The organism is Pseudomonas sp. KH_046_2, from assembly GCF_057838985.1.
Genome location: NZ_CM174480.1, coordinates 508,897 through 528,895, shown reverse-complemented (window position 1 = coordinate 528,895; position 19,999 = coordinate 508,897). Strand labels below are relative to the sequence as shown.

12 protein-coding genes and 1 pseudogene are annotated in these 19,999 nt (G+C 60.1%); 6 read left to right on the top strand and 7 right to left on the bottom strand.

The genetic code is table 11. The features are described from left to right. Positions 1-7: 7 nt before the first annotated feature. The 4 genes from aceF to msrA all read left to right on the top strand — a co-directional run bounded on the left by aceF (position 8) and on the right by msrA (position 7,272). A complete protein-coding gene (gene aceF, locus AC3IX1_RS02405) occupies positions 8-1,960 on the top strand; it encodes a dihydrolipoyllysine-residue acetyltransferase (RefSeq protein ID WP_489386986.1) in 1,953 nt (650 codons plus the stop codon). 274 nt (positions 1,961-2,234) lie between these two features. Beyond that, positions 2,235-3,629 carry an alkaline phosphatase D family protein gene (locus AC3IX1_RS02400; RefSeq protein WP_489386985.1) on the top strand — a complete coding sequence of 465 codons (1,395 nt, stop codon included), beginning with the start codon at positions 2,235-2,237 and terminating at the stop codon, positions 3,627-3,629. Positions 3,630-3,864: 235 nt separating this feature from the next. After that, entirely contained in the window at positions 3,865-6,558 is a 2,694-nt protein-coding gene (locus tag AC3IX1_RS02395) for a putative bifunctional diguanylate cyclase/phosphodiesterase (protein WP_489386984.1), read from the top strand. A 63-nt stretch (positions 6,559-6,621) separates the two neighbouring features. Then, complete coding sequence (gene msrA, locus AC3IX1_RS02390) at positions 6,622-7,272, top strand: peptide-methionine (S)-S-oxide reductase MsrA (protein ID WP_489386983.1); 651 nt, start codon at positions 6,622-6,624, stop codon at positions 7,270-7,272. Between the two features lie 110 nt (positions 7,273-7,382). Here the strand turns inward: msrA and AC3IX1_RS02385 are convergent, their stop codons facing one another. The 3 genes from AC3IX1_RS02385 to putP all read right to left on the bottom strand — a co-directional run bounded on the left by AC3IX1_RS02385 (position 7,383) and on the right by putP (position 10,594). After that, positions 7,383-8,222, bottom strand: coding sequence for a 23S rRNA (adenine(2030)-N(6))-methyltransferase RlmJ (locus AC3IX1_RS02385; protein WP_489386982.1), 840 nt, complete (start codon positions 8,220-8,222; stop codon positions 7,383-7,385). 114 nt (positions 8,223-8,336) lie between these two features. Next, positions 8,337-8,660 carry a hypothetical protein gene (locus tag AC3IX1_RS02380; protein ID WP_489386981.1) on the bottom strand — a complete coding sequence of 108 codons (324 nt, stop codon included), beginning with the start codon at positions 8,658-8,660 and terminating at the stop codon, positions 8,337-8,339. A 449-nt stretch (positions 8,661-9,109) separates the two neighbouring features. Continuing rightward, positions 9,110-10,594, bottom strand: coding sequence for a sodium/proline symporter PutP (gene putP, locus AC3IX1_RS02375; RefSeq protein WP_489386980.1), 1,485 nt, complete (start codon positions 10,592-10,594; stop codon positions 9,110-9,112). A gap of 460 nt (positions 10,595-11,054) precedes the next feature. Between putP and putA the strand changes: the two genes are divergently transcribed. Together putA and AC3IX1_RS02365 are read left to right on the top strand one after the other, a co-directional pair. Continuing rightward, positions 11,055-15,005 (top strand): trifunctional transcriptional regulator/proline dehydrogenase/L-glutamate gamma-semialdehyde dehydrogenase, encoded by a 3,951-nt coding sequence (putA, locus tag AC3IX1_RS02370; protein ID WP_489386979.1) that lies wholly within the window; start codon positions 11,055-11,057, stop codon positions 15,003-15,005. Positions 15,006-15,260: 255 nt separating this feature from the next. After that, the gene (locus tag AC3IX1_RS02365; protein WP_489386978.1) at positions 15,261-17,063 is read left to right on the top strand and encodes an acyl-CoA dehydrogenase; all 1,803 of its coding nucleotides are present in this window, start codon (positions 15,261-15,263) and stop codon (positions 17,061-17,063) included. Positions 17,064-17,204: 141 nt separating this feature from the next. Here AC3IX1_RS02365 and AC3IX1_RS02360 read toward each other — a convergent pair whose 3' ends face one another. The 4 genes and pseudogenes from AC3IX1_RS02360 to AC3IX1_RS02345 form a co-directional block, all read right to left on the bottom strand. Further along, positions 17,205-17,936 carry a methyl-accepting chemotaxis protein gene (locus tag AC3IX1_RS02360; RefSeq protein ID WP_489388678.1) on the bottom strand — a complete coding sequence of 244 codons (732 nt, stop codon included), beginning with the start codon at positions 17,934-17,936 and terminating at the stop codon, positions 17,205-17,207. A gap of 132 nt (positions 17,937-18,068) precedes the next feature. Continuing rightward, positions 18,069-19,112: pseudogene (locus AC3IX1_RS02355) on the bottom strand (HAMP domain-containing protein); the annotation flags it as partial. A 145-nt stretch (positions 19,113-19,257) separates the two neighbouring features. Then, the gene (locus AC3IX1_RS02350) at positions 19,258-19,560 is read right to left on the bottom strand and encodes a cell division protein ZapA (protein WP_489386977.1); all 303 of its coding nucleotides are present in this window, start codon (positions 19,558-19,560) and stop codon (positions 19,258-19,260) included. Further along, complete coding sequence (locus AC3IX1_RS02345; protein ID WP_489386976.1) at positions 19,557-19,766, bottom strand: hypothetical protein; 210 nt, start codon at positions 19,764-19,766, stop codon at positions 19,557-19,559. The genes AC3IX1_RS02350 and AC3IX1_RS02345 overlap by 4 nt, the downstream gene beginning before the upstream one ends. Between the last annotated feature and the right edge of the window lie 233 nt (positions 19,767-19,999).

The window sequence follows — 19,999 nt, the reverse complement described above, 5'->3', positions numbered from 1 at the left end:
AGATTCTGTGAGCGAACTCATTCGCGTACCTGACATCGGCAGCGGTGAAGGTGAAGTAATTGAACTGTTTGTGAAGGTCGGCGACCGTATCGAAGCCGACCAGAGCATCCTGACACTTGAGTCGGACAAGGCGAGCATGGAAGTGCCTGCGCCGAAGGCCGGTATCATCAAGAGCCTGAAAGTGAAGCTGGGCGATCGCCTGAAAGAAGGCGACGAACTGCTGGAGCTGGAAGTCGAAGGTGCCGCTGCTGCGGCCCCTGCGGCTGCCGCTGCGCCAGCCGCCAAGGCTGAAGCCAAACCGGCTGCTGCGCCTGCCGCCGCTCCTGCTCCTGCGCCGGCTGCTGCCAGCGTTCAGCAAGTGCACGTGCCGGACATCGGTTCGTCGGGCAAGGCCCAGATCATCGAGATCCAGGTCAAGGTCGGCGACACCGTCGCGGCTGATCAGTCGCTGATCACCCTGGAATCCGACAAGGCGAGCATGGAAATCCCGTCGCCTGCCGCTGGCGTGGTCAAGGCCATCAGCGTCAAGCTCAACGACGAAGTCGGCACTGGCGACCTGATCCTGGACCTGGAAGTGGCGGGTGCTGCTGCACCGGCTGCTGCCCCGGCCCAGGTTGCCGCTCCAGCTGCTGCCGCTGCACCTGTTCCTGCGGCAGCTCCGGCTGCTCCAGTGGCCGACAGCGTTCAGGACATCCACGTTCCGGACATCGGTTCGGCGGGCAAGGCCAAGATCATCGAAGTCCTGGTCAAGGCCGGCGACACCGTTGTGGCCGACCAGTCGCTGATCACCCTGGAATCCGACAAGGCGAGCATGGAAATCCCGTCGCCTGCCGCTGGCGTGGTGGAAAGCGTTTCCATCAAGCTCGATGACGAAGTCGGTACCGGCGACCTGATCCTCAAGCTGAAAGTCAAAGGCGCCGCTCCGGCCGCTGCACCGGCACCTGCCGCTGCTGCTCCGAGCGCTCCGGCGCCAGTCGCTGCTGCACCTGCCGCGGCCGCACCTGTTGCAGCCCCGGCCGCTGCTCCAGCCAAGCCGGGCGCCAAGGTTCACGCCGGCCCTGCCGTGCGTCAACTGGCCCGTGAATTCGGCGTCGAGCTGAACGCAGTGGGTGCCAGCGGTCCGCACGGTCGCATCCTGAAGGAAGACGTGCAGCTTTACGTCAAGGCCATGATGCAGAAGGCCAAGGAAGCACCGGCCGCTGCTGCTGGCGCAACCGGTGGCGCGGGCATCCCGCCGATTCCGGTCGTGGACTTCAGCCGCTTCGGTGAAATCGAAGAAGTGCCGATGACCCGCCTGATGCAGGTCGGCGCCGCCAACCTGCACCGCAGCTGGCTGAACGTGCCGCACGTAACGCAATTCGATTCGGCGGATATCACCGAGCTCGAAGCGTTCCGCGTTGCCCAGAAAGCCGTTGCAGAGAAGGCCGGCGTCAAGCTGACCATCCTGCCGTTGCTGCTCAAGACCTGCGCGCACCTGCTCAAGGAACTGCCGGACTTCAACAGCTCGCTGGCGCCAAGCGGCAAAGCGATTATCCGCAAGAAGTACGTGAACATCGGCTTCGCCGTCGACACCCCGGATGGCCTGCTGGTACCGGTCATCAAGAACGTCGACCAGAAGAGCCTGCTGCAACTGGCCGCCGAAGCTGCTTCCCTGGCTGAAAAAGCCCGGACCAAGAAGCTCTCGTCGGACGAGATGCAAGGCGCGTGCTTCACCATTTCCAGCCTCGGCCACATTGGCGGCACCGGCTTCACGCCGATCGTCAACGCGCCGGAAGTGGCGATCCTCGGTGTTTCCAAGGCAACCATCCAGCCAGTCTGGGACGGCAAAGCCTTCCAGCCGAAACTGATGCTGCCGCTGTCGCTGTCCTACGATCACCGTGTGATCAACGGCGCCGCTGCTGCACGCTTCACCAAGCGTCTGAGCGACCTGCTGGGCGACATCCGCACCATGCTCCTGTAACACCGACCGGCCCTCCTTCACCGGAGGGCCGATCGCGTTCCACGTTTCCGAGCGCCACGCTCGTACCTCAACCCCGCCAATTTGGCGGGGCTTTTTTTGCCTGATTTTTTTACTTAAGACTTCTTCCTACATTTGTGGCTGATATCGCCCACAACTCGAATCCATTTCCGCCAGATATTTTTTCGGGCCAAATAACTAGCCTTGACTGAAAGACTACTTATTACATCCGAAACAACCATCTAACCAATTCGTTGGCAGCAGAATGGACTCAAACATGCTCAAACCAACTGTCGGCCCGATTATTGGCCACACCACCACTAATCATGCCCGTATTTTTTTGCGCGGCGAACACAATAAATACACTTTGGTATTTGCCGGAATTCGTTATAGACGACAAGGCGAAGATCACTGGTCAAAAGGCAACTTTGCGAAACTCGAACCCGAGCACGACATGTGCGAAGTCTTTGCACTAAACAATCTGTCCGCCGACTCCGACTATGAGTATCAGGCGGGGTGGTTCAGCCCGACGGGCCCGGCGCACACCGTCGACACGGTGAAGGAACTGCCGCTGCAATGGCCACGGCAGGTTTATCACTTGCGTACCCGCCCCCGCCAGGCCGGCCTGCCAAGGGCCTACATTGTCGGCTCCTGCCGATATCTGCGCATGACCGCCGGCATTGCATCAGCCCCTCACTTGGGCGACAGAATCTTCGCTTCAATTTCACGCTTGGTGGAGCAAGCCAGTCCTCCCGTCAGTGCGCTGGTGATGACGGGTGACCAAATCTATGTCGATGACTTGAACATCATTGCCCCTGATCGGGAACTCAAGGAAATCCTGCATAAATATCGTGTGGCGTTTTCGCAGATAAATATCGCCAATCTAATGTCCAAGCTGCCCACCTACATGATCCTTGACGACCATGAAATAGAAGACAACTGGCCCGCCAACAAGAGCAAGTCCGATGACTACTTATATGCAAACGCAATCAGGGCCTATGAGTTGTATCAGGCCAGCCATAGTCCAGCTCACGCACTAACCGATGATGGACTTATAAATAAACGACTGGACAAATACTGGTATCAATTTACTGAAGGTGATATCGAATGGTTTGTGACCGACAGTCGAACCCGACGCAATCTGTCGGCCACTGACCGACGCATTCTCGATACAACCCAGGAACAAGCCCTGTGCGACTGGCTGATCCACAGCCCGGCGCGGGTCAAATTAGTGGTCACCAGTGTCATGTTCTACCCTGACCAAAAGCGCGCGGATGATGACGCCTGGCAGGCCTTCCCCGAACAACGGCTACGGTTGCTGGAGACCATTCGCACACACCGCATCAAGAACGTCGTGTTCATTTCCGGTGATGTTCACGGTTCGCTGACCAGCCGTCTGACCCACAGCGAGGACCCCGATTTCGAAGTCCACACCATCGTCTCGTCACCGCTGTGCAACAGCAGAATGTTGCCCTTTGCCACGGCCTCCACGTTCGTCCTCGGTCAACCCCTGGTCTGCACCGCCTCCGGCGACTATCGGCATGAGCTGACCAGCAACGTGATCAGCCAGGATAACTTTGCACACCTGGTCGTCGAGGCCGGGCAGCTCCAGGTGAATTATCACGACCGGGAAGGCAAGCTGTTGCAGTCCATTGGCATCCCGTTTCGCTGACCCGGAAACGGATCGCAGCCGATAGCAATACTTGCAAAACTGCGAACTTTTCAGCGAATAGCAATACTTTTTGCCAGCGACTGAAGAAATCCCGTCGCCTGCCGACATATTCTTATAGCACTTGGCCTTCATCTCTCTTGTCAGTCGGTGTCGCAATGATGCAACCTTGCCGCAGGCAACAGTAAAGAGGGCGAGAGCCCGGCGCGTTCAGCATATTCGAAGCGAGTTTCCCTCCATGAAAAGCCAACCCGATGCCGCCAGCCGTATGGTGGCCGAGGTAGTGACGCAGTTGCCTGTGCCCTCGCGGCTCGGCATGCTGCGTTTCGAACGGCTTAATGAACCCAGCTGGGCACTGCTGTTTCTCGACCCCAATTGCGAACGCCAGTTCGGCCTGCCAGCCGTTGAGCTGTGTGCGCTGGTAGGCTCGCCCTACGCCAGCCTGATGGAGCCGCAAGCGCGCTATCAATCGCACGACGCGATCCAGCAACAACTGAGCGAAAGCACGCACTACCTGATCCGCTACACCCTGCACACCGCGGCTGGCTCCCTGACTCTGCTAGAACTGGGCGAAGCCTTCAAACAACATAATCGACACCTGTTACGCGGCTACCTGCTGGTCATCGACGGTCTGTTCGAGGATGACCCACTACAACCGGCCCTGGATCTGGAAACCCAGAACTCGCGCCTGCAAATCGCCCTGGAGCTCAATCAGCGTGCCCAGCAGGAGCAACTGCTGCACCTGGAGCGGGTGCGTGCCCAGCAGGACCTGATCCTGCTGCTCACCCGTCAACGCTACAGCAGCAACAACTCCTTGCGCGAAGCCGCCGAGCTGATCACCCGCAGCGCCTGCGACATCTACGAAATCGACAGTGCCAGCCTGTGGCACCTCGAAGACTCGATGCTGGTGCCGATCTCGGCCTATCACCGCACGAATCAGCAATACCTGCTGCCGCAACCGATCGATGTCAGCGTTTTCCCCGATTACCTCGACGCCCTGCACACCGGCCGGGCCATCGACGCCCATAACGCCATGCGCGACCCGCGCACCCGGGAGATGGCCGAAAGCCTGCGCCCACGCGACGTCAACGCAATGCTCGATGCCAGCATCCGCGTCGATGGCCAGGTGGTCGGCGTTTTGTGCCTGGAGCAAACCGGGGCGACCCGCGCCTGGCAGTCGGATGAAATTGCCTTCGCTGGAGAACTGGCGGACCAGTTTGCCCAGGTCATCAGCAACCATAACCGGCGAACCGCCACCAGCGCCCTGCACCTGTTCCAGCGTGCGGTCGAACAAAGTGCCAACGCCTTTCTGCTGGTCAATTGCGACGGCGTGGTGGAATACGTCAACCCGAGCTTCACCGCGATCACCCAATATTCCACCGAAGAAGTGCACGGTCAGCGCCTGTCAGAACTACCGGCCCTAGAAAACCTCAGCGAGCTGTTGTTCGATGCACCTTCGGCGCTGGCCAAGAGCAACAGTTGGCAAGGTGAATTCAAGAGCCGCCGGAAAAACCTCGAACCCTACTGGGGCCAGTTGTCGATCTCCAAGGTTTACGGCGACAACCGCGAGCTGACCCACTACATCGGCATCTACGAAGACATCACCCAGACCAAGCTCGCTCAGCAGCGTATCGAGCGCCTGGCCTACACCGACAACCTGACCAACCTCGGCAACCGCCCGGCGTTCATCCGCAACCTCGATGAACGCTTCGCCCGGGACAGCGACGCGCCAATCAGCCTGTTGCTGGTGGACATCGACAACTTCAAGCGGATCAACGACAGCCTCGGCCACCAGACCGGCGACAAACTGCTGATCAGCCTGGCCCGGCGCCTGCGCAACAGCCTGATCCCGAGCGGCAGCCTGGCGCGATTCGCGAGTAACGAATTCGCCGTGTTGCTGGACAACAGCGACCTCACGATGGGCCAGCAAGTGGCCAACCAGTTGCTGGCGACCCTCGACAAACCGATGTTCGTCGACAACCAGTTGATCAGCGTCACCGGCTCCGTGGGCCTGGCCTGCGCGCCGCTGCACGGGCGCGACCCGCAAACCCTGATGCGCAACGCCGGGTTGGCGCTGCACAAGGCCAAGGCCAACGGCAAACACCAGGTGCAAGTGTTCACCGAAGCGCTGAACGCCGAGGCCAGCTACAAGCTGTTCGTCGAAAACAACCTGCGCCGCGCCCTGACCCAGAACGAGCTCGACGTGTTCTACCAGCCCAAGCTGTGCCTGCGCAGCGGTCGCCTGCTGGGGATGGAAGCACTGCTGCGCTGGGACCACCCGGAAAAGGGCATGATCCGCCCGGACCAGTTCATCAGCGTCGCCGAAGAAACCGGGCTGATCATTCCGATCGGCAAATGGATCGCCCGCCAGGCCTGCCGCATGAGCAAAGCGCTGACCGCCGCCGGCCTGGGCAACCTGCAAGTGGCGATCAACCTGTCGCCCAAGCAGTTCTCCGATCCGGACCTGGTGGCCTCCATTGCCAACATCCTCAAGGAAGAAGCCCTGCCAGCTCATTTGCTGGAGCTGGAGCTGACCGAAGGCCTGCTGCTGGAAGCCACCGAAGACACCCACCTGCAACTCGACCAGCTCAAGCGCCTGGGCCTGACCCTGGCCATGGACGACTTCGGCACCGGTTACTCGTCGCTCAGCTACTTGAAAAAATTCCCCATCGACATCATCAAGATCGATCGAAGCTTCATCCACGAAATCCCGGACAACCAGGACGACATGGAAATCACCTCAGCGGTGATCGCCATGGCCCACAACCTGAAACTCAAGGTCGTGGCTGAAGGCATCGAAACCGCCGAGCAGTTGTCGTTCCTGCGCCGTCACCGCTGCGACGTCGGCCAGGGCTACCTGTTCGACCGTCCGATCCCGGGCAATGAGCTGATCGACAAGCTCAAACGCTACCCGCGCGGCCCAATCGCCTGACAGCGATCCAACTCTCGGGCAAACTGTTTGTCTGTCTAATTATCCTGACTGAGAGGACTGATCATGGTTCTGCGCTCGGAAATCCTGGTGAACAAAAACGTGCTCCCGACTAAAGAACAAGCCCTGCCTGGCCGCGAAACCGCAATGACCCTGCCTGAAAAGCACTTTGTGTTTAAAGATACCCCCTTGCTCGGGCCGTTCTTCGAAGACGTCGACTTCGCGATCTTAGGCCTCGGCTGCTTCTGGGGTGCTGAACGCCGCTTCTGGCAGCGTGAAGGCGTGGTCAGCACCGTGGTCGGCTACGCCGGCGGTTTCACGCCCAACCCGACCTACGAAGAAGTCTGCTCGGGCCTGACCGGCCACACCGAAGTGGTGCTGGTGGTGTATGACAAGGCCAAGGTCAGCTACGAAGAACTGCTGGCGATGTTCTGGGAACTGCACAACCCGACGCAGGGCATGCGCCAGGGCAATGACATCGGCACCCAGTACCGTTCGGTGATCTACGCCACCAGCCAGGAACAACTGGACGCGGCGCTCAAGAGCAAGGAAATCTACCAGGCCGAGCTATCCAAGGCCGGTCTCGGTCAAATCAGCACCGAAATCGACCAGGCCCCGACCGTCTACTTTGCCGAAACGTATCACCAGCAATACCTGGCGAAAAACCCGGAAGGCTATTGCGGCATTGGCGGCACAGGCGTGACCTGCCCGATCTGACAACTGACTGTAGGAGCGAGCCCGCTCGCGAAAAACCAAAGGACGCTGCTGGGCATCCGGTTTTACGCGTTAACGTTCACGACCTTCGCGAGCAAGCTCGCTCCTACAGATCAACTCTCGGCAATCAACCAATCCATCCGCCACCCACCCTGTGTCTGCCCCAGCTTCTCAGACAGCCACGGCAGCAGCTCGCGCAACTCTTCCTCCAACCCCCACGGCGGATTGGCAATCGCCAGCCCGGAACCGTTCAGGCTGTTGGGCGTATCCAGCGGATGCACCAGCAACTCCACCCGCAACAACTTCGGCGCACCGGTACCGGCCAGGTCCTGATAGAAGCGGCGCAGCGCGCGCTGATCCTTCACCGGGTACCAGATCGCTGCCACGGTCTGGCGCATCCGGCCAATCGCTTCCTTCAACGACGCGGCACAACGCTGCATCTCGTCGAGTTTCTCGAACGGCGGATCGATCAGCATCACCGCACGTTTCTCCGGCACCGGCAGCAAGGCCCGCGGCACATGCCAGCCTTCGCCCAGGTGCACCTTGACCCGGCGATCACCGGCCATGTTGTCCTTGAGCAGCACGCCGTCTTCCGGATGCTTCTCGTTGAGCAACACACGGTCCTGCGCGCGGGTCAAACGTCGCGCCAGCTCCGGCGACCCCGGGTAGTAGCGCAACTGGCCATCCGGGTTCATCTCGTGCAGCACTTGCATGTAATCGGCGGTCAGGATCGGCAGATCCGGCTGATCCCACAAACGCGCAATGCCTTCCAGGTACTCACCGGTACGGTTGGCCTGGTCACCCTGAAGGTCATACAGACCGATGCCGGCGTGAGTGTCGAGATAGGCAAACGGCTGTTCCTTGCGCGACATCAGGGCGATGAGGCGGGTCAAGGTCAGGTGTTTGAACACATCGGCGTGATTGCCGGCATGGAAGGCGTGACGATAATTCATGGCTGCTCCTGCGAAGGCCGGGAAGTTTACCTTTTACCGGCCGGCAAGTCAGGGGTTCACGGCTGAGTGGCCAGTTGAGGCACTACACCCCCCTAGCCACAAAAGCCCTATGTGCTACGCCGACGGCCGCGCCCGCAACCGCCGCCCAACCACATCCAGCACATCACAGCCATCGCGCAACGTAATTGCGCAGAGCAAGGAGAAATCGCTGAGGATGAAGGACTCGCATTCGATCGAACCGCGCATGGACAGGTTCTCAAGCACTTGGGTGACTGCGCGGATTCTGTAGTTGGCGGCGTCGGCGAGGATGTCGAGTGGCGCATGGGTGTCGACGAACAGGGTGGGCATATCGGTGCAGTTGCTGGTCAATGCCATGAAGCGGTTGTCAGGATGGGGGATTGGTTTTTTGTAAGGTGGGTCAGGGTGAATTGTTTTCATTAGTAGCTCCCAAAGATGAATCGGAGCTGCCATCAGCCTTCCTACAGGCCAGGGTGGCAGCTAAGCGCGGGGTAGGAATATCGAGACCTTTGGGAAAACCCGACCACGCCGAAGCGTGCCCGCGCATAGCTGCCGCAACTGATCTTACGGGCGCATGTAAACGACCGCAAACCAAGTATTGACGCTAAGTGCTTCCCATCGGCCTTGAGAGGTTCCTACACCCCACCACTGAATTGTCAGTGACCACCAAAGACTATCGACGGAACTCACATCGCACCACTTCATGAAAACCACTACGTTTTGAAGGAAACGTCCGAGGACCCTGCCCGGAAAATTCGCAGATGATGACGGGCACCACGGATATTGGATAAGCAAAAAAAAACGGCCCGCACCATAAAGCTGCGAGCCGTTCTTTTATCAGGGATGGGTAGAGTTCAACCCATCACTCATCACTTGTTCAGACGATAATCACTCTCGGCAGCAGCAAAACGCTGGAACATGCCGGCAGTCGGCGTGCCCATCTTGCTGACGAAGTAGATCGCCAGGCTGGCGAAGATGAAACCAGGGATGATTTCGTACAGGCCCAGCAGTTCGAAGTGTTTCCAGACGATCACGGTGATCGCGCCGACCAGGATACCGGCCAGTGCGCCGTTGCGGGTCATGTCTTTCCAGATCACGGAGATCAGCACGACCGGGCCGAATGCGGCACCGAAACCAGCCCAGGCATAGCTCACCAGACCCAGTACACGGTTTTCCGGGTTGGACGCCAGGGCGATCGCCACCAGGGCAACCAACAGCACCATGGCACGGCCGACCCAGACCAGCTCCAGCTGCGAAGCGGATTTACGCAGGAAGGTCTTGTAGAAGTCTTCGGTCAGGGCGCTCGAGCACACCAGCAACTGGCAGCTCAGGGTGCTCATGACGGCAGCCAGAATGGCCGACAGCAGGATACCCGCGATCCATGGGTTGAACAGGATCTTGGCCAGTTCGATGAACACACGCTCGTGGTTCTCGGTGACTGCGCCAGCCACGTCCGGGTGCGCCGAGAAGTAGGCGATACCGAAGAAGCCGACTGCCACGGTGCCGCCCAGGCACAGGATCATCCAGGTCATGGAAATGCGACGGGCGTTGGCGATCGATTTAACCGAATCGGCAGCCATGAAACGCGCCAGGATATGCGGCTGGCCGAAGTAGCCCAGCCCCCAGCCCATCAGCGAGATGATGCCGATGAAAGTGGTGCCCTTGAGCATGTCGAAGTTGCTTGGATCTTGCGCTTCGATGACCAGGAAAGTGGTGTCGACGCCGCCGGTGGCCAGCAGCACGATAACCGGCGTCAGGATCAACGCGAAGATCATCAGGGTGGCTTGTACGGTATCGGTCCAGCTCACGGCCAGGAAACCACCGATAAAGGTGTAGGCAATCGTCGCCGCAGCACCGGCCCACAGCGCTGTCTCGTAGGACATGCCGAAGGTGCTTTCGAACAGACGGGCTCCGGCCACGATGCCGGAAGCGCAGTAGATGGTGAAGAACACCAGGATCACGACCGCGGAGATGATCCGCAGCAGGCCGCTTTTGTCTTCAAAACGGCTGGCGAAGTAGTCCGGCAGGGTCAGTGCATCACCGTTGTGCTCGGTCTGCACACGCAGACGGCCGGCGACGAACAGCCAGTTCAGGTAGGCGCCGACGATCAGGCCGATGGCGATCCAGCTTTCGGAAAGACCGGACATGTAGATCGCGCCGGGCAAACCCATCAACAACCAGCCGCTCATGTCGGAGGCACCGGCGGACAGTGCGGTCACGACGCTGCCCAGGCTACGGCCGCCCAGAATGTAATCGGAAAGGTTGTTGGTGGAGCGATAGGCCATCAAGCCGATCAGCACCATTGCTGCGATGTAGATCACGAACGTGATCAGGGTTGGATTGCTTACGCTCATTAAGTTACGCCCTGGCTTTGTTTTTATGTAGCGGCGGCTGGTGAACCGCTCGCAAACGGTGACGTTTGACAGACGATCCGGGATCCCGCGCATTTATGACCGATGTTTCCCCAGGAAAGCCATCAGCCGGAGCACCCGGATTTTTCCGGGTTGCACCTTGGGCGCGAATGCTATTCAACAAAGCAAATAAGGTGCAACCAGTTTCTCGAGAATAAGTTGCACCCAGTCGGAAATAAATTTCAAACCCGTTTTTTTGCTCCTTTTCGGAGCAAGAAATAGGGCTGACCAACCTAAAAAGCACCAAGCAGAGGCAGCACTGCCGTACCAGAATTTATTTCCTGACGAGCTGCGTAATATTCCGACAAAAAAAGGGTTGCACCCGGTTGCACCTCAACAGTCGCACGGCTAATCTTGCCGCCAGCTGATGCCACGCAGTCGTGGCAAACATGAGGATAAAAACATGGCTACCACCACCCTTGGGGTCAAACTTGACGACCCGACCCGCGAACGCCTCAAGGCCGCCGCGACCTCGATTGATCGCACGCCGCACTGGCTGATCAAGCAGGCAATCTTCAATTACCTGGAAAAACTCGAGGGTGGTGCAACCCTGACCGAGCTGAGCGGTTTGACCAAGGATTCCGACGACAGCGTCGACGCGCCTCTGGATCACGCCCATCAGTGCTTCCTCGAATTCGCTGAAAGCATCCTGCCGCAATCGGTACTGCGCGCCTCGATCACCGCCGCCTACCGTCGCCCGGAACCAGAAGTGGTGCCGATGTTGATCGAGCAGGCACGCCTGCCGGCTCCGATGGCCGAAGCCACCAACAAACTCGCCGCCTCGATTGCTGAAAAACTGCGCAACCAGAAGAGCGCTGGCGGCCGTGCCGGCATCGTTCAGGGCCTGCTGCAGGAGTTCTCCCTGTCGTCCCAGGAAGGCGTGGCACTGATGTGCCTGGCCGAAGCGCTGCTTCGCATCCCGGACAAAGGCACCCGCGACGCCCTGATCCGCGACAAGATCAGCACCGGCAACTGGCAGCCGCACTTGGGCAACAGCCCGTCGCTGTTCGTCAACGCCGCCACCTGGGGCTTGCTACTGACCGGCAAGCTTGTGTCGACCCACAACGAAGCCGGCCTGACGTCGTCCCTGAGCCGCATCATCGGCAAGAGCGGCGAGCCGATGATCCGCAAGGGCGTCGACATGGCCATGCGCCTGATGGGCGAGCAGTTCGTGACCGGCGAAACCATCGCCGAAGCCCTGGCCAACGCCAGCAAGTTCGAAGCCAAGGGTTTCCGCTATTCCTACGACATGCTGGGTGAAGCCGCACTCACCGAGCACGACGCCCAGAAGTACCTGGCCTCGTACGAACAAGCCATCCACTCGATCGGCAAAGCCTCCCACGGTCGCGGGATTTATGAAGGCCCGGGCATTTCGATCAAACTGTCCGCCCTGCACCCACGCTACAGCCGTGCGCAGTACGAGCGCGTGATGGACGAGCTGTACCCGCGCCTGCTGTCGCTGACCCTGCTGGCCAAGCAATACGACATCGGCCTGAACATCGACGCCGAAGAAGCCGACCGCCTGGAGCTGTCGCTGGATCTGCTCGAGCGCCTGTGCTTCGAGCCGCAACTGACTGGCTGGAACGGTATCGGTTTCGTGATCCAGGCTTACCAGAAGCGTTGCCCGTACGTGATCGACTACGTGATCGACCTGGCTCGTCGCAGCCGTCATCGCCTGATGATCCGCTTGGTGAAAGGCGCGTACTGGGACAGCGAAATCAAGCGCGCCCAGGTCGAAGGCCTGGAAGGCTACCCGGTCTACACCCGCAAGGTGTACACCGACGTTTCCTACATCGCTTGCGCACGCAAACTGCTGTCGGTGCCGGAAGTCATCTACCCGCAATTCGCCACGCACAACGCCCACACCCTGTCGGCCATTTATCACATCGCCGGTCAGAACTATTACCCGGGCCAGTACGAGTTCCAGTGCCTGCACGGCATGGGTGAACCGCTGTACGAACAGGTTGTAGGCAAAGTTTCCGAAGGCAAGCTGAACCGTCCGTGCCGCGTGTACGCTCCGGTCGGCACCCACGAAACCCTGCTGGCTTACCTGGTGCGTCGCCTGCTGGAAAACGGCGCGAACACCTCGTTCGTCAACCGCATCGCCGACCAATCGATTTCGATCCAGGAACTGGTAGCCGATCCGGTAGCCAGCATCGAGCAGATGGCAACCGTGGAAGGTGGTTTCGGCCTGCCGCACCCGCGCATTCCGCTGCCGCGTGACCTGTATGGCTCCGAGCGCGCCAACTCCAGCGGCATCGATATGGCCAACGAACATCGCTTGGCCTCCCTGTCCTGCGCGCTGCTCGCTACCGCACACAACCACTGGAAAGCGGCGCCGATGCTCGGTTGTGCCTCCAGCAGCGAAGCGCCGGCACCGGTTCTGAACCCGTCCGATCTGCGTGACGTGGTCGGCCATGTGCAGGAAGCGACCGTCGAAGACGTCGACAACGCCATCCAGTGCGCCCTGAACGCTGCGCCAATCTGGCAGGCCACGCCGCCCGCCGAGCGCGCCGCGATCCTGGAGCGTGCCGCCGATCTGATGGAAGCCGAAATCCAGCCGCTGATGGGCCTGCTGGCTCGCGAAGCCGGCAAGACCTTCGCCAACGCCATCGCCGAAGTGCGTGAAGCCGTGGACTTCCTGCGTTATTACGCAGTGCAGGCACGCAATGATTTCACCAACGACGCTCACCGCCCGCTGGGTCCAGTCGTATGCATCAGCCCGTGGAACTTCCCGCTGGCGATCTTCAGTGGCCAAGTGGCTGCTGCGCTGGCCGCCGGTAACCCGGTACTGGCCAAGCCTGCGGAACAAACGCCACTGGTTGCCGCCCAAGCCGTGCGCCTGCTGCTCGAAGCCGGTATTCCGGAAGGCGTGCTGCAATTGCTGCCGGGCCGTGGGGAAACCGTTGGTGCGGGTCTGGTCGGCGACGATCGCGTCAAAGGCGTGATGTTCACCGGTTCCACCGAAGTCGCTCGCTTGCTGCAACGCAACATCGCCGGTCGCCTGGACAACCAGGGTCGTCCAATTCCGCTGATCGCCGAAACCGGTGGCCAGAACGCAATGATCGTCGATTCTTCGGCGCTGACCGAACAAGTGGTGATCGACGTGGTGTCCTCGGCCTTCGACAGCGCCGGTCAGCGTTGCTCGGCCCTGCGCGTGCTGTGCTTGCAGGAAGATTCTGCCGACCGCGTCATCGAAATGCTCAAAGGTGCCATGGCTGAAAGCCGTCTCGGCAACCCTGAGCGCCTGTCCGTGGACATCGGCCCGGTCATCGACGCCGAAGCCAAGGCTGGCATCGAGAAGCACATCCAGGCCATGCGCGACAAAGGTCGCAGCGTGTACCAGGTGGCCATCGCCGATGCCGAAGAAGTCAAACGCGGCACCTTCGTGATGCCGACGCTGATCGAACTGGAAAGCTTCGACGAACTGCAACGGGAGATCTTCGGCCCGGTACTGCACGTGGTTCGCTACAAGCGCAAAGACATCGACCAACTGATCGCTCAGATCAACGCTTCCGGCTACGGCCTGACCCTGGGCGTGCACACCCGCATCGACGAGACCATCGCCAAGGTGATCGACAACGTCAACGCCGGTAACGTCTACGTCAACCGCAACATCGTTGGTGCCGTGGTCGGCGTGCAGCCATTCGGCGGCGAAGGCCTGTCGGGTACCGGCCCGAAAGCCGGTGGTCCGCTGTACCTGTACCGCCTGCTGTCGACCCGCCCTGCGGATGCGATTGAACAATCCTTCGCTCGCGGCGATGCTGCCGCGGCACCGGACGTTCGTCTGCGCGATGCCATGAGCAAGCCGCTGACGGCCCTGAAAGCCTGGGCCGACAGCCACAAGTTCGCCGACCTGAGCACCCTGTGCGTGCAGTTCGCCGCGCAATCGCAAAGCGGCATCACTCGCGTCCTGGCCGGCCCGACCGGCGAGCGCAACAGCTACGCGATCCTGCCACGGGAACACGTGCTGTGCCTGGCGGAAGTCGAAGGCGATCTGCTGACGCAACTGGCGGCGGTATTGGCTGTCGGTGGTTCGGCGGTATGGTCAGAAGCGGACATGACCAAGGCATTGTTCGCACGCCTGCCGAAGGACATTCAGGCGCGCATCAAGCTGGTTTCCGACTGGAACAAGGACGAAGTGGTGTTTGATGCGGTTGTGCATCACGGCCATTCCGACCAGTTGCGTGCGGTGTGCCAGCAGGTTGCCAAGCGTGCCGGCGCCATCGTCGGTGTGCAGGGCCTGTCGCAAGGCGAATCCAACATTGCGCTGGAACGCCTGGTGATCGAGCGTGCGCTGAGCGTTAACACCGCTGCGGCGGGTGGTAATGCGAGCTTGATGACCATCGGCTAAAACCGATAAGCCGGGCAGCCGCAATGGCCGCCCGGAATGCAATACCCTGTAGGAGTGAGCCTGCTCGCGATAGCGGTCTGTCAGTCACATCTGTTGTGGATGTGCGACCGCCATCGCGAGCAGGCTCACTCCTACAGTTGTTTTGAGGTGACTGCTAAGTTTCTGCGCGGCTCCAACATCACCCTTATCAATCATCCTATCCAGCCTCTATTCCCCGTCTTAGACTCGGCCCATTCCAACAAAAGGTAGGCCGCCATGTCCGAGACGTTGCTCAGTTCCCGCAATCTGGCTTTCGAGCTGTATGAAGTCCTCGATGCCGAGGGCCTGACCCAACGTGAGCGTTTCGCCGAGCACAATCGCGAAACCTTCGATGCCGCCATCGGCACCGCCCGCAGCATCGCCGAAAAATTCTTCGCCCCGCACAACCGCAAGGGCGACGAGAACGAGCCGCGCTATGAGAACGGTCAGGCGATTCTGATTCCGGAAGTGAAACCGGCGGTGGATGCTTTCCTCGAAGCCGGCTTCCTCAACGCCGCGCGCAGTTTCGACGCTGGAGGCATGCAGCTTCCTACGCTGCTGTCCCAGGCCTGCTTCGCGCACTTTCAATCGGCCAATGCTGCTTCAACGTCGTACCCGTTCCTGACCATGGGCGCGGCGAACCTGATCGAAAGCTTCGGCACCGATGAACAGAAGCGCCGCTTCTTGCAGCCGATGATCGACGGCCGTTTCTTCGGCACCATGGCCCTGACCGAACCCCACGCGGGCTCGTCGCTGTCGGATATTCGTACCCGCGCAGAACCTGCGTCCGACGGCACTTATCGCCTCAAGGGCAACAAGATCTTCATCTCCGGTGGCGATCACCCGTTGTCGGAAAACATCGTGCACATGGTGCTGGCCAAGCTGCCGGACGCGCCGGCCGGGGTGAAGGGCATTTCGCTGTTCATCGTGCCCAAGTTCCTGGTCAACGACGACGGCAGCCTCGGCAAGCGCAACGACGTGTTGCTGGCCGGGCTGTTCCACAAGATGGGCTGGCGTGGCACCACGTCCACCGCGCTGAATTTCGGTGATAACGGTGAGTGTGTCGGCTATCTGGTGGGCAAACCGCACCAGGGCTTGAGCTACATGTTCCAGATGATGAACGAGGCACGGATCGGCGTCGGCATGGGTGCGGTGATGCTTGGCTACGCGGGTTATCTATATTCGCTGGAGTACGCTCGCGAGCGTCCACAGGGCCGCGTGCCGGACAGCAAGGACCCGAACACTGCGCCGGTGGCGATCATTCAGCACGCCGACGTCAAACGCATGCTGCTGACACAAAAGGCTTACGTCGAAGGCTCGTTCGACCTCGGCCTGTACGCGGCGCGCTTGTTCGATGACACCACCACGCTTACGACCGAAGCCGAGCGCAAACAGGCCCATGAACTGCTGGATTTGCTGACACCAATCGTCAAATCCTGGCCGTCGGAGTTCTGCCTGAAGGCCAACGAACTGGCGATCCAGATTCTTGGCGGTCACGGCTACACCCGCGAATACCCGGTGGAGCAGTACTACCGTGACAACCGCCTGAACCTGATCCACGAAGGCACTCACGGTATTCAGTCGCTGGACCTGCTGGGTCGCAAACTGGCGCAGAACGGTGGCGCGGGGCTCAAGCAACTGATCCGCCTGATCGCCGACACTGCCGAGCGAGCACAGGCGTTTGATGCATTGACGCCGCTGCGCGAACCGCTGGAGAAACTGGTGGCGCGCCTGCAAACCGTGACCATCGGCCTGCTGACCGACCTGGCCCAAGGCAAGGTCAACAGCAGCCTGGCGAACTCGGCGCTGTACCTGAGGGTTTTCGGGCACACCGTCATTGGCTGGCGCTGGTTGGAACAAGCGATCCGCGCCGAAGAAGGGTTGGCCAAGGGTGATGCGGCAGATGTGAGCTTCTATAAAGGCAAGCTGCAGGCTGCTCGCTACTTCCTGACCTGGGAAGTGCCGGGCTGCCACCATGAACTGGCGATTCTTGAGGCTCGGGATGATGTTTGTCTGGGCATGCAGGATGAGTGGTTCTGATTCCGGATCCATGGTGTAGCTGAAATCCAATCGCGAGCAGGCTCGCTCCTACAGGTATCTCTGTTGTTCACAAATCTTGTGTTCAACACTAAACTCTGTGGGAGCGAGCCTGCTCGCGATGGCGTCAGAACAAACAACACATCACTTCAGCTTGAACCCACCTACCTGCCGCGCCAGATCATCCGCCAACCGCTGCAATGTCTGGCAGTCCTCGAGGCAAGCCCTGACCTCCCCGGCCGTCGCCCGCGCCAGGTCGGAAATGCCCTGCACGTTACGGTTGATCTCTTCGGTCACCGCCGACTGCTCTTCCGTCGCCGTCGCCACCTGATGGTTCATATCGCTGATGCGCTCCACCTGCCCGGTAATCGCGGTCAACGAGGCACCGGTGCGCTGGCTCGACTCGACCCCCGTGCCAGTAGCGGCCTGCCCGGAATGCATCGACGACACTGCGTTTTCCGCACCTTGCTTGAGGCTGCCGATCATCTGCTGGATTTCATCGGTGGACGCCTGCGTACGCCGCGCCAAAGTCCGCACCTCATCGGCCACCACGGCAAACCCGCGCCCCATATCCCCGGCCCGCGCCGCTTCGATAGCGGCGTTGAGCGCCAGCAGGTTGGTCTGCTCGGAAATCCCGCGGATCACCGCCAGCACCTGGTCGATCGACGCCACTTGATGGGCCAATTCACCCACAGCGCTGGCCGCGACACCGATTTCGTCGGACATGCTTTCAATGTGCCGAATCGATCCGCCAACCACCTCCCGTGCCTGCATCGCTTCATCCCGAGCCGTTTGTGACGCGACCGCCGCGTTGCCGGCGTTCTGGGCGATTTCCTGAACAGTCAGGCCCATTTCATGGACAGCGGTGGCCACCATGTCGGTCATTTCCTGCTGGCGGCCGGAGCGCTCAGCGGTGTTATCCACAACCCGTGCAACCTGGCCGACAGCGGTGCGCAGTCGCTCGCTGGTGGTCAGCACTTCGCCGATCATGTCGCGCTGGCTGTCGAGAAAGCGATTGAACCCACGAGCCAGATCACCCAGCTCATCGGCGCGGCCGGAATCTAACCGGTGGGTCAAATCTCCACCACCGCTACCGATGGCAACCAGTGCCGCTGTTACCTGACGAATCGGCCGTACCAGCCCACGGGCCAGCAACACCACCAGCAACAGGCACACCAGGGCCACCGCCAGGCCGATGCCACTGCTCATCCACATGGCGCGTCGGGCTTCGGCGTAGATCTGCGACTGTGGCACTTCGGCCACCAGGGTCCAGCCGAGATCGCGCAGCGGCAAGCTCAACGCCAGATAATCTTCGCCATCGCGCTGGAAGCCACTGTTGGTGGCGGACGCTTTGGAGGTAGAGAGTTGACCCATCACCGCTTGCGCTGCCGTAGCACCAATCTGCTCGGTCAAGGTGCGCTTGCCGCTGAATTGCGCTTCGGGATGGACCTGGATCAAACCGTCGGAACGCACGAGATAGACCTTGCCGCGCTCCCCGAAGCTGAAATTGTGGATCAGCTCAGACAGCTCTTTCATGCTCAGCCCAAGCCCGGCAACGCCCACGATTTTACCGGCCTGCTCGACTTTGAAGTCGATGAACAGCGCCAATTCTCCGGTGGCCGTGTCGTTATCGATATTGAGCGTGCGCGGCTGGTTGCTGTCGAGAAACGAGTAGAACCAGGCGTCTTTCGGATTGGAACGACTGAGGGTCCGGTCCAGGCCTTTTTCGGTGAAGTAATGGTTGGACGCAGTGCCGACAATAATCGCGGTAAAGGCCTTGTGCTCCGCGCGGATGCCTTCGAGATAGGTCGTAAAGGTGCCGGCCTGGGCACTGTCTTCACCTCCGGCCAGCCAGTCGCGCACCATGCTGTTGCTGGCGATGTCCTTGGCGGCGGTGAGGGGTTGAACGAGGATGCGCTCGATGTCGTTGCGCATCGCTTCGATGCTCGATGGCAAGGCCTGCTCGACCAGATAGCTCTGGGCGAGGCGGTTGACCACCAGGGTATAAATGCCAACCACGATCAGGATACTGACGAGCAGAGCGGTGCCCATGCTCAGGATCAACTGCCATTGAATACTGCGTCGCCAGAACTGCATGGAGCACCCCCAAAGAATAAGAGGCTGAAACACTGCAACAGCCGTGCCGATTGTATACAGCGCAACCGACAATCTATTCTTTGGTTGTGCGCAAAGCCGATCAGGCCTGATTGATCGTCTTGGAAATCACTTCAACCGTGGCGCTGACTTGCTCTTGGTAACGGTCGAGTTCGAGCTTGTGCTGTTTCTGCATTTCAATCTGCTGGGAGCACAGATTCATCGCCGCCAGCACCAGCAGTCGGTCACCGATCAGCGTCGGGTACTTCCTCTTGGTTTCGGCCAGGGCTGCCTTCAACATCATCGCGGCGTCCATCAGGGTTTGTTCTTCCCCGGCCGGTGCCTTGATCGAATAGTCCTCCCCCAGGATCGAGACGACTTTTACCCCTGCGGCGTTGTAACTCATGCGCTGACAGGGCCTGCGCTGACGCGCTCAACCAGGGCCTGGATGCGAGCCGCCGTGGCGCCTTGCTTCTCTTCGTATTCCATCAGGCTCAGTTGCAGGCTTTCGTTTTCATCTTTGGCCTGGGCCAGTTCCGCGGTCAGGTTCTGGTTCTGTTGCACCAGGTCGCTTACCAGTTGTTCCAATTGGCTTAGGGATGCTTCCAACATTTTGATTTTCCGGGCTTTTTCAAAGGGCGCGTACGATAAAGAAAAGTCACCCTGGATGCCAGGGTTATACAGGCGCAAAGCCTTGATTTAGCTGACGAGTGACCTTTCTCGCGAACTGTAGAGACTGTGATTGCCCGATCTGGTTCCTGCACTTCGTCGCCGTGGCGTTTGTGCGGTCCCTCTCCCTGTGCAAGCGACAAAAGCTTTTTGACAGCATCACATTTCAACAGGTT

Coding starts and splice junctions, on each gene's coding strand:
- AC3IX1_RS02345 (WP_489386976.1), bottom strand. CDS start 19,766: ATGTTGGAAGCATCCCTAAGCCAATTGGAACAACTGGTAAGCGACCTG.
- AC3IX1_RS02395 (WP_489386984.1), top strand. CDS start 3,865: ATGAAAAGCCAACCCGATGCCGCCAGCCGTATGGTGGCCGAGGTAGTG.
- AC3IX1_RS02360 (WP_489388678.1), bottom strand. CDS start 17,936: ATGGTGGCCACCGCTGTCCATGAAATGGGCCTGACTGTTCAGGAAATC.
- AC3IX1_RS02350 (WP_489386977.1), bottom strand. CDS start 19,560: ATGAGTTACAACGCCGCAGGGGTAAAAGTCGTCTCGATCCTGGGGGAG.
- putP (WP_489386980.1), bottom strand. CDS start 10,594: ATGAGCGTAAGCAATCCAACCCTGATCACGTTCGTGATCTACATCGCA.
- AC3IX1_RS02400 (WP_489386985.1), top strand. CDS start 2,235: ATGCTCAAACCAACTGTCGGCCCGATTATTGGCCACACCACCACTAAT.
- putA (WP_489386979.1), top strand. CDS start 11,055: ATGGCTACCACCACCCTTGGGGTCAAACTTGACGACCCGACCCGCGAA.
- AC3IX1_RS02365 (WP_489386978.1), top strand. CDS start 15,261: ATGTCCGAGACGTTGCTCAGTTCCCGCAATCTGGCTTTCGAGCTGTAT.
- AC3IX1_RS02380 (WP_489386981.1), bottom strand. CDS start 8,660: ATGAAAACAATTCACCCTGACCCACCTTACAAAAAACCAATCCCCCAT.
- msrA (WP_489386983.1), top strand. CDS start 6,622: ATGGTTCTGCGCTCGGAAATCCTGGTGAACAAAAACGTGCTCCCGACT.
- AC3IX1_RS02385 (WP_489386982.1), bottom strand. CDS start 8,222: ATGAATTATCGTCACGCCTTCCATGCCGGCAATCACGCCGATGTGTTC.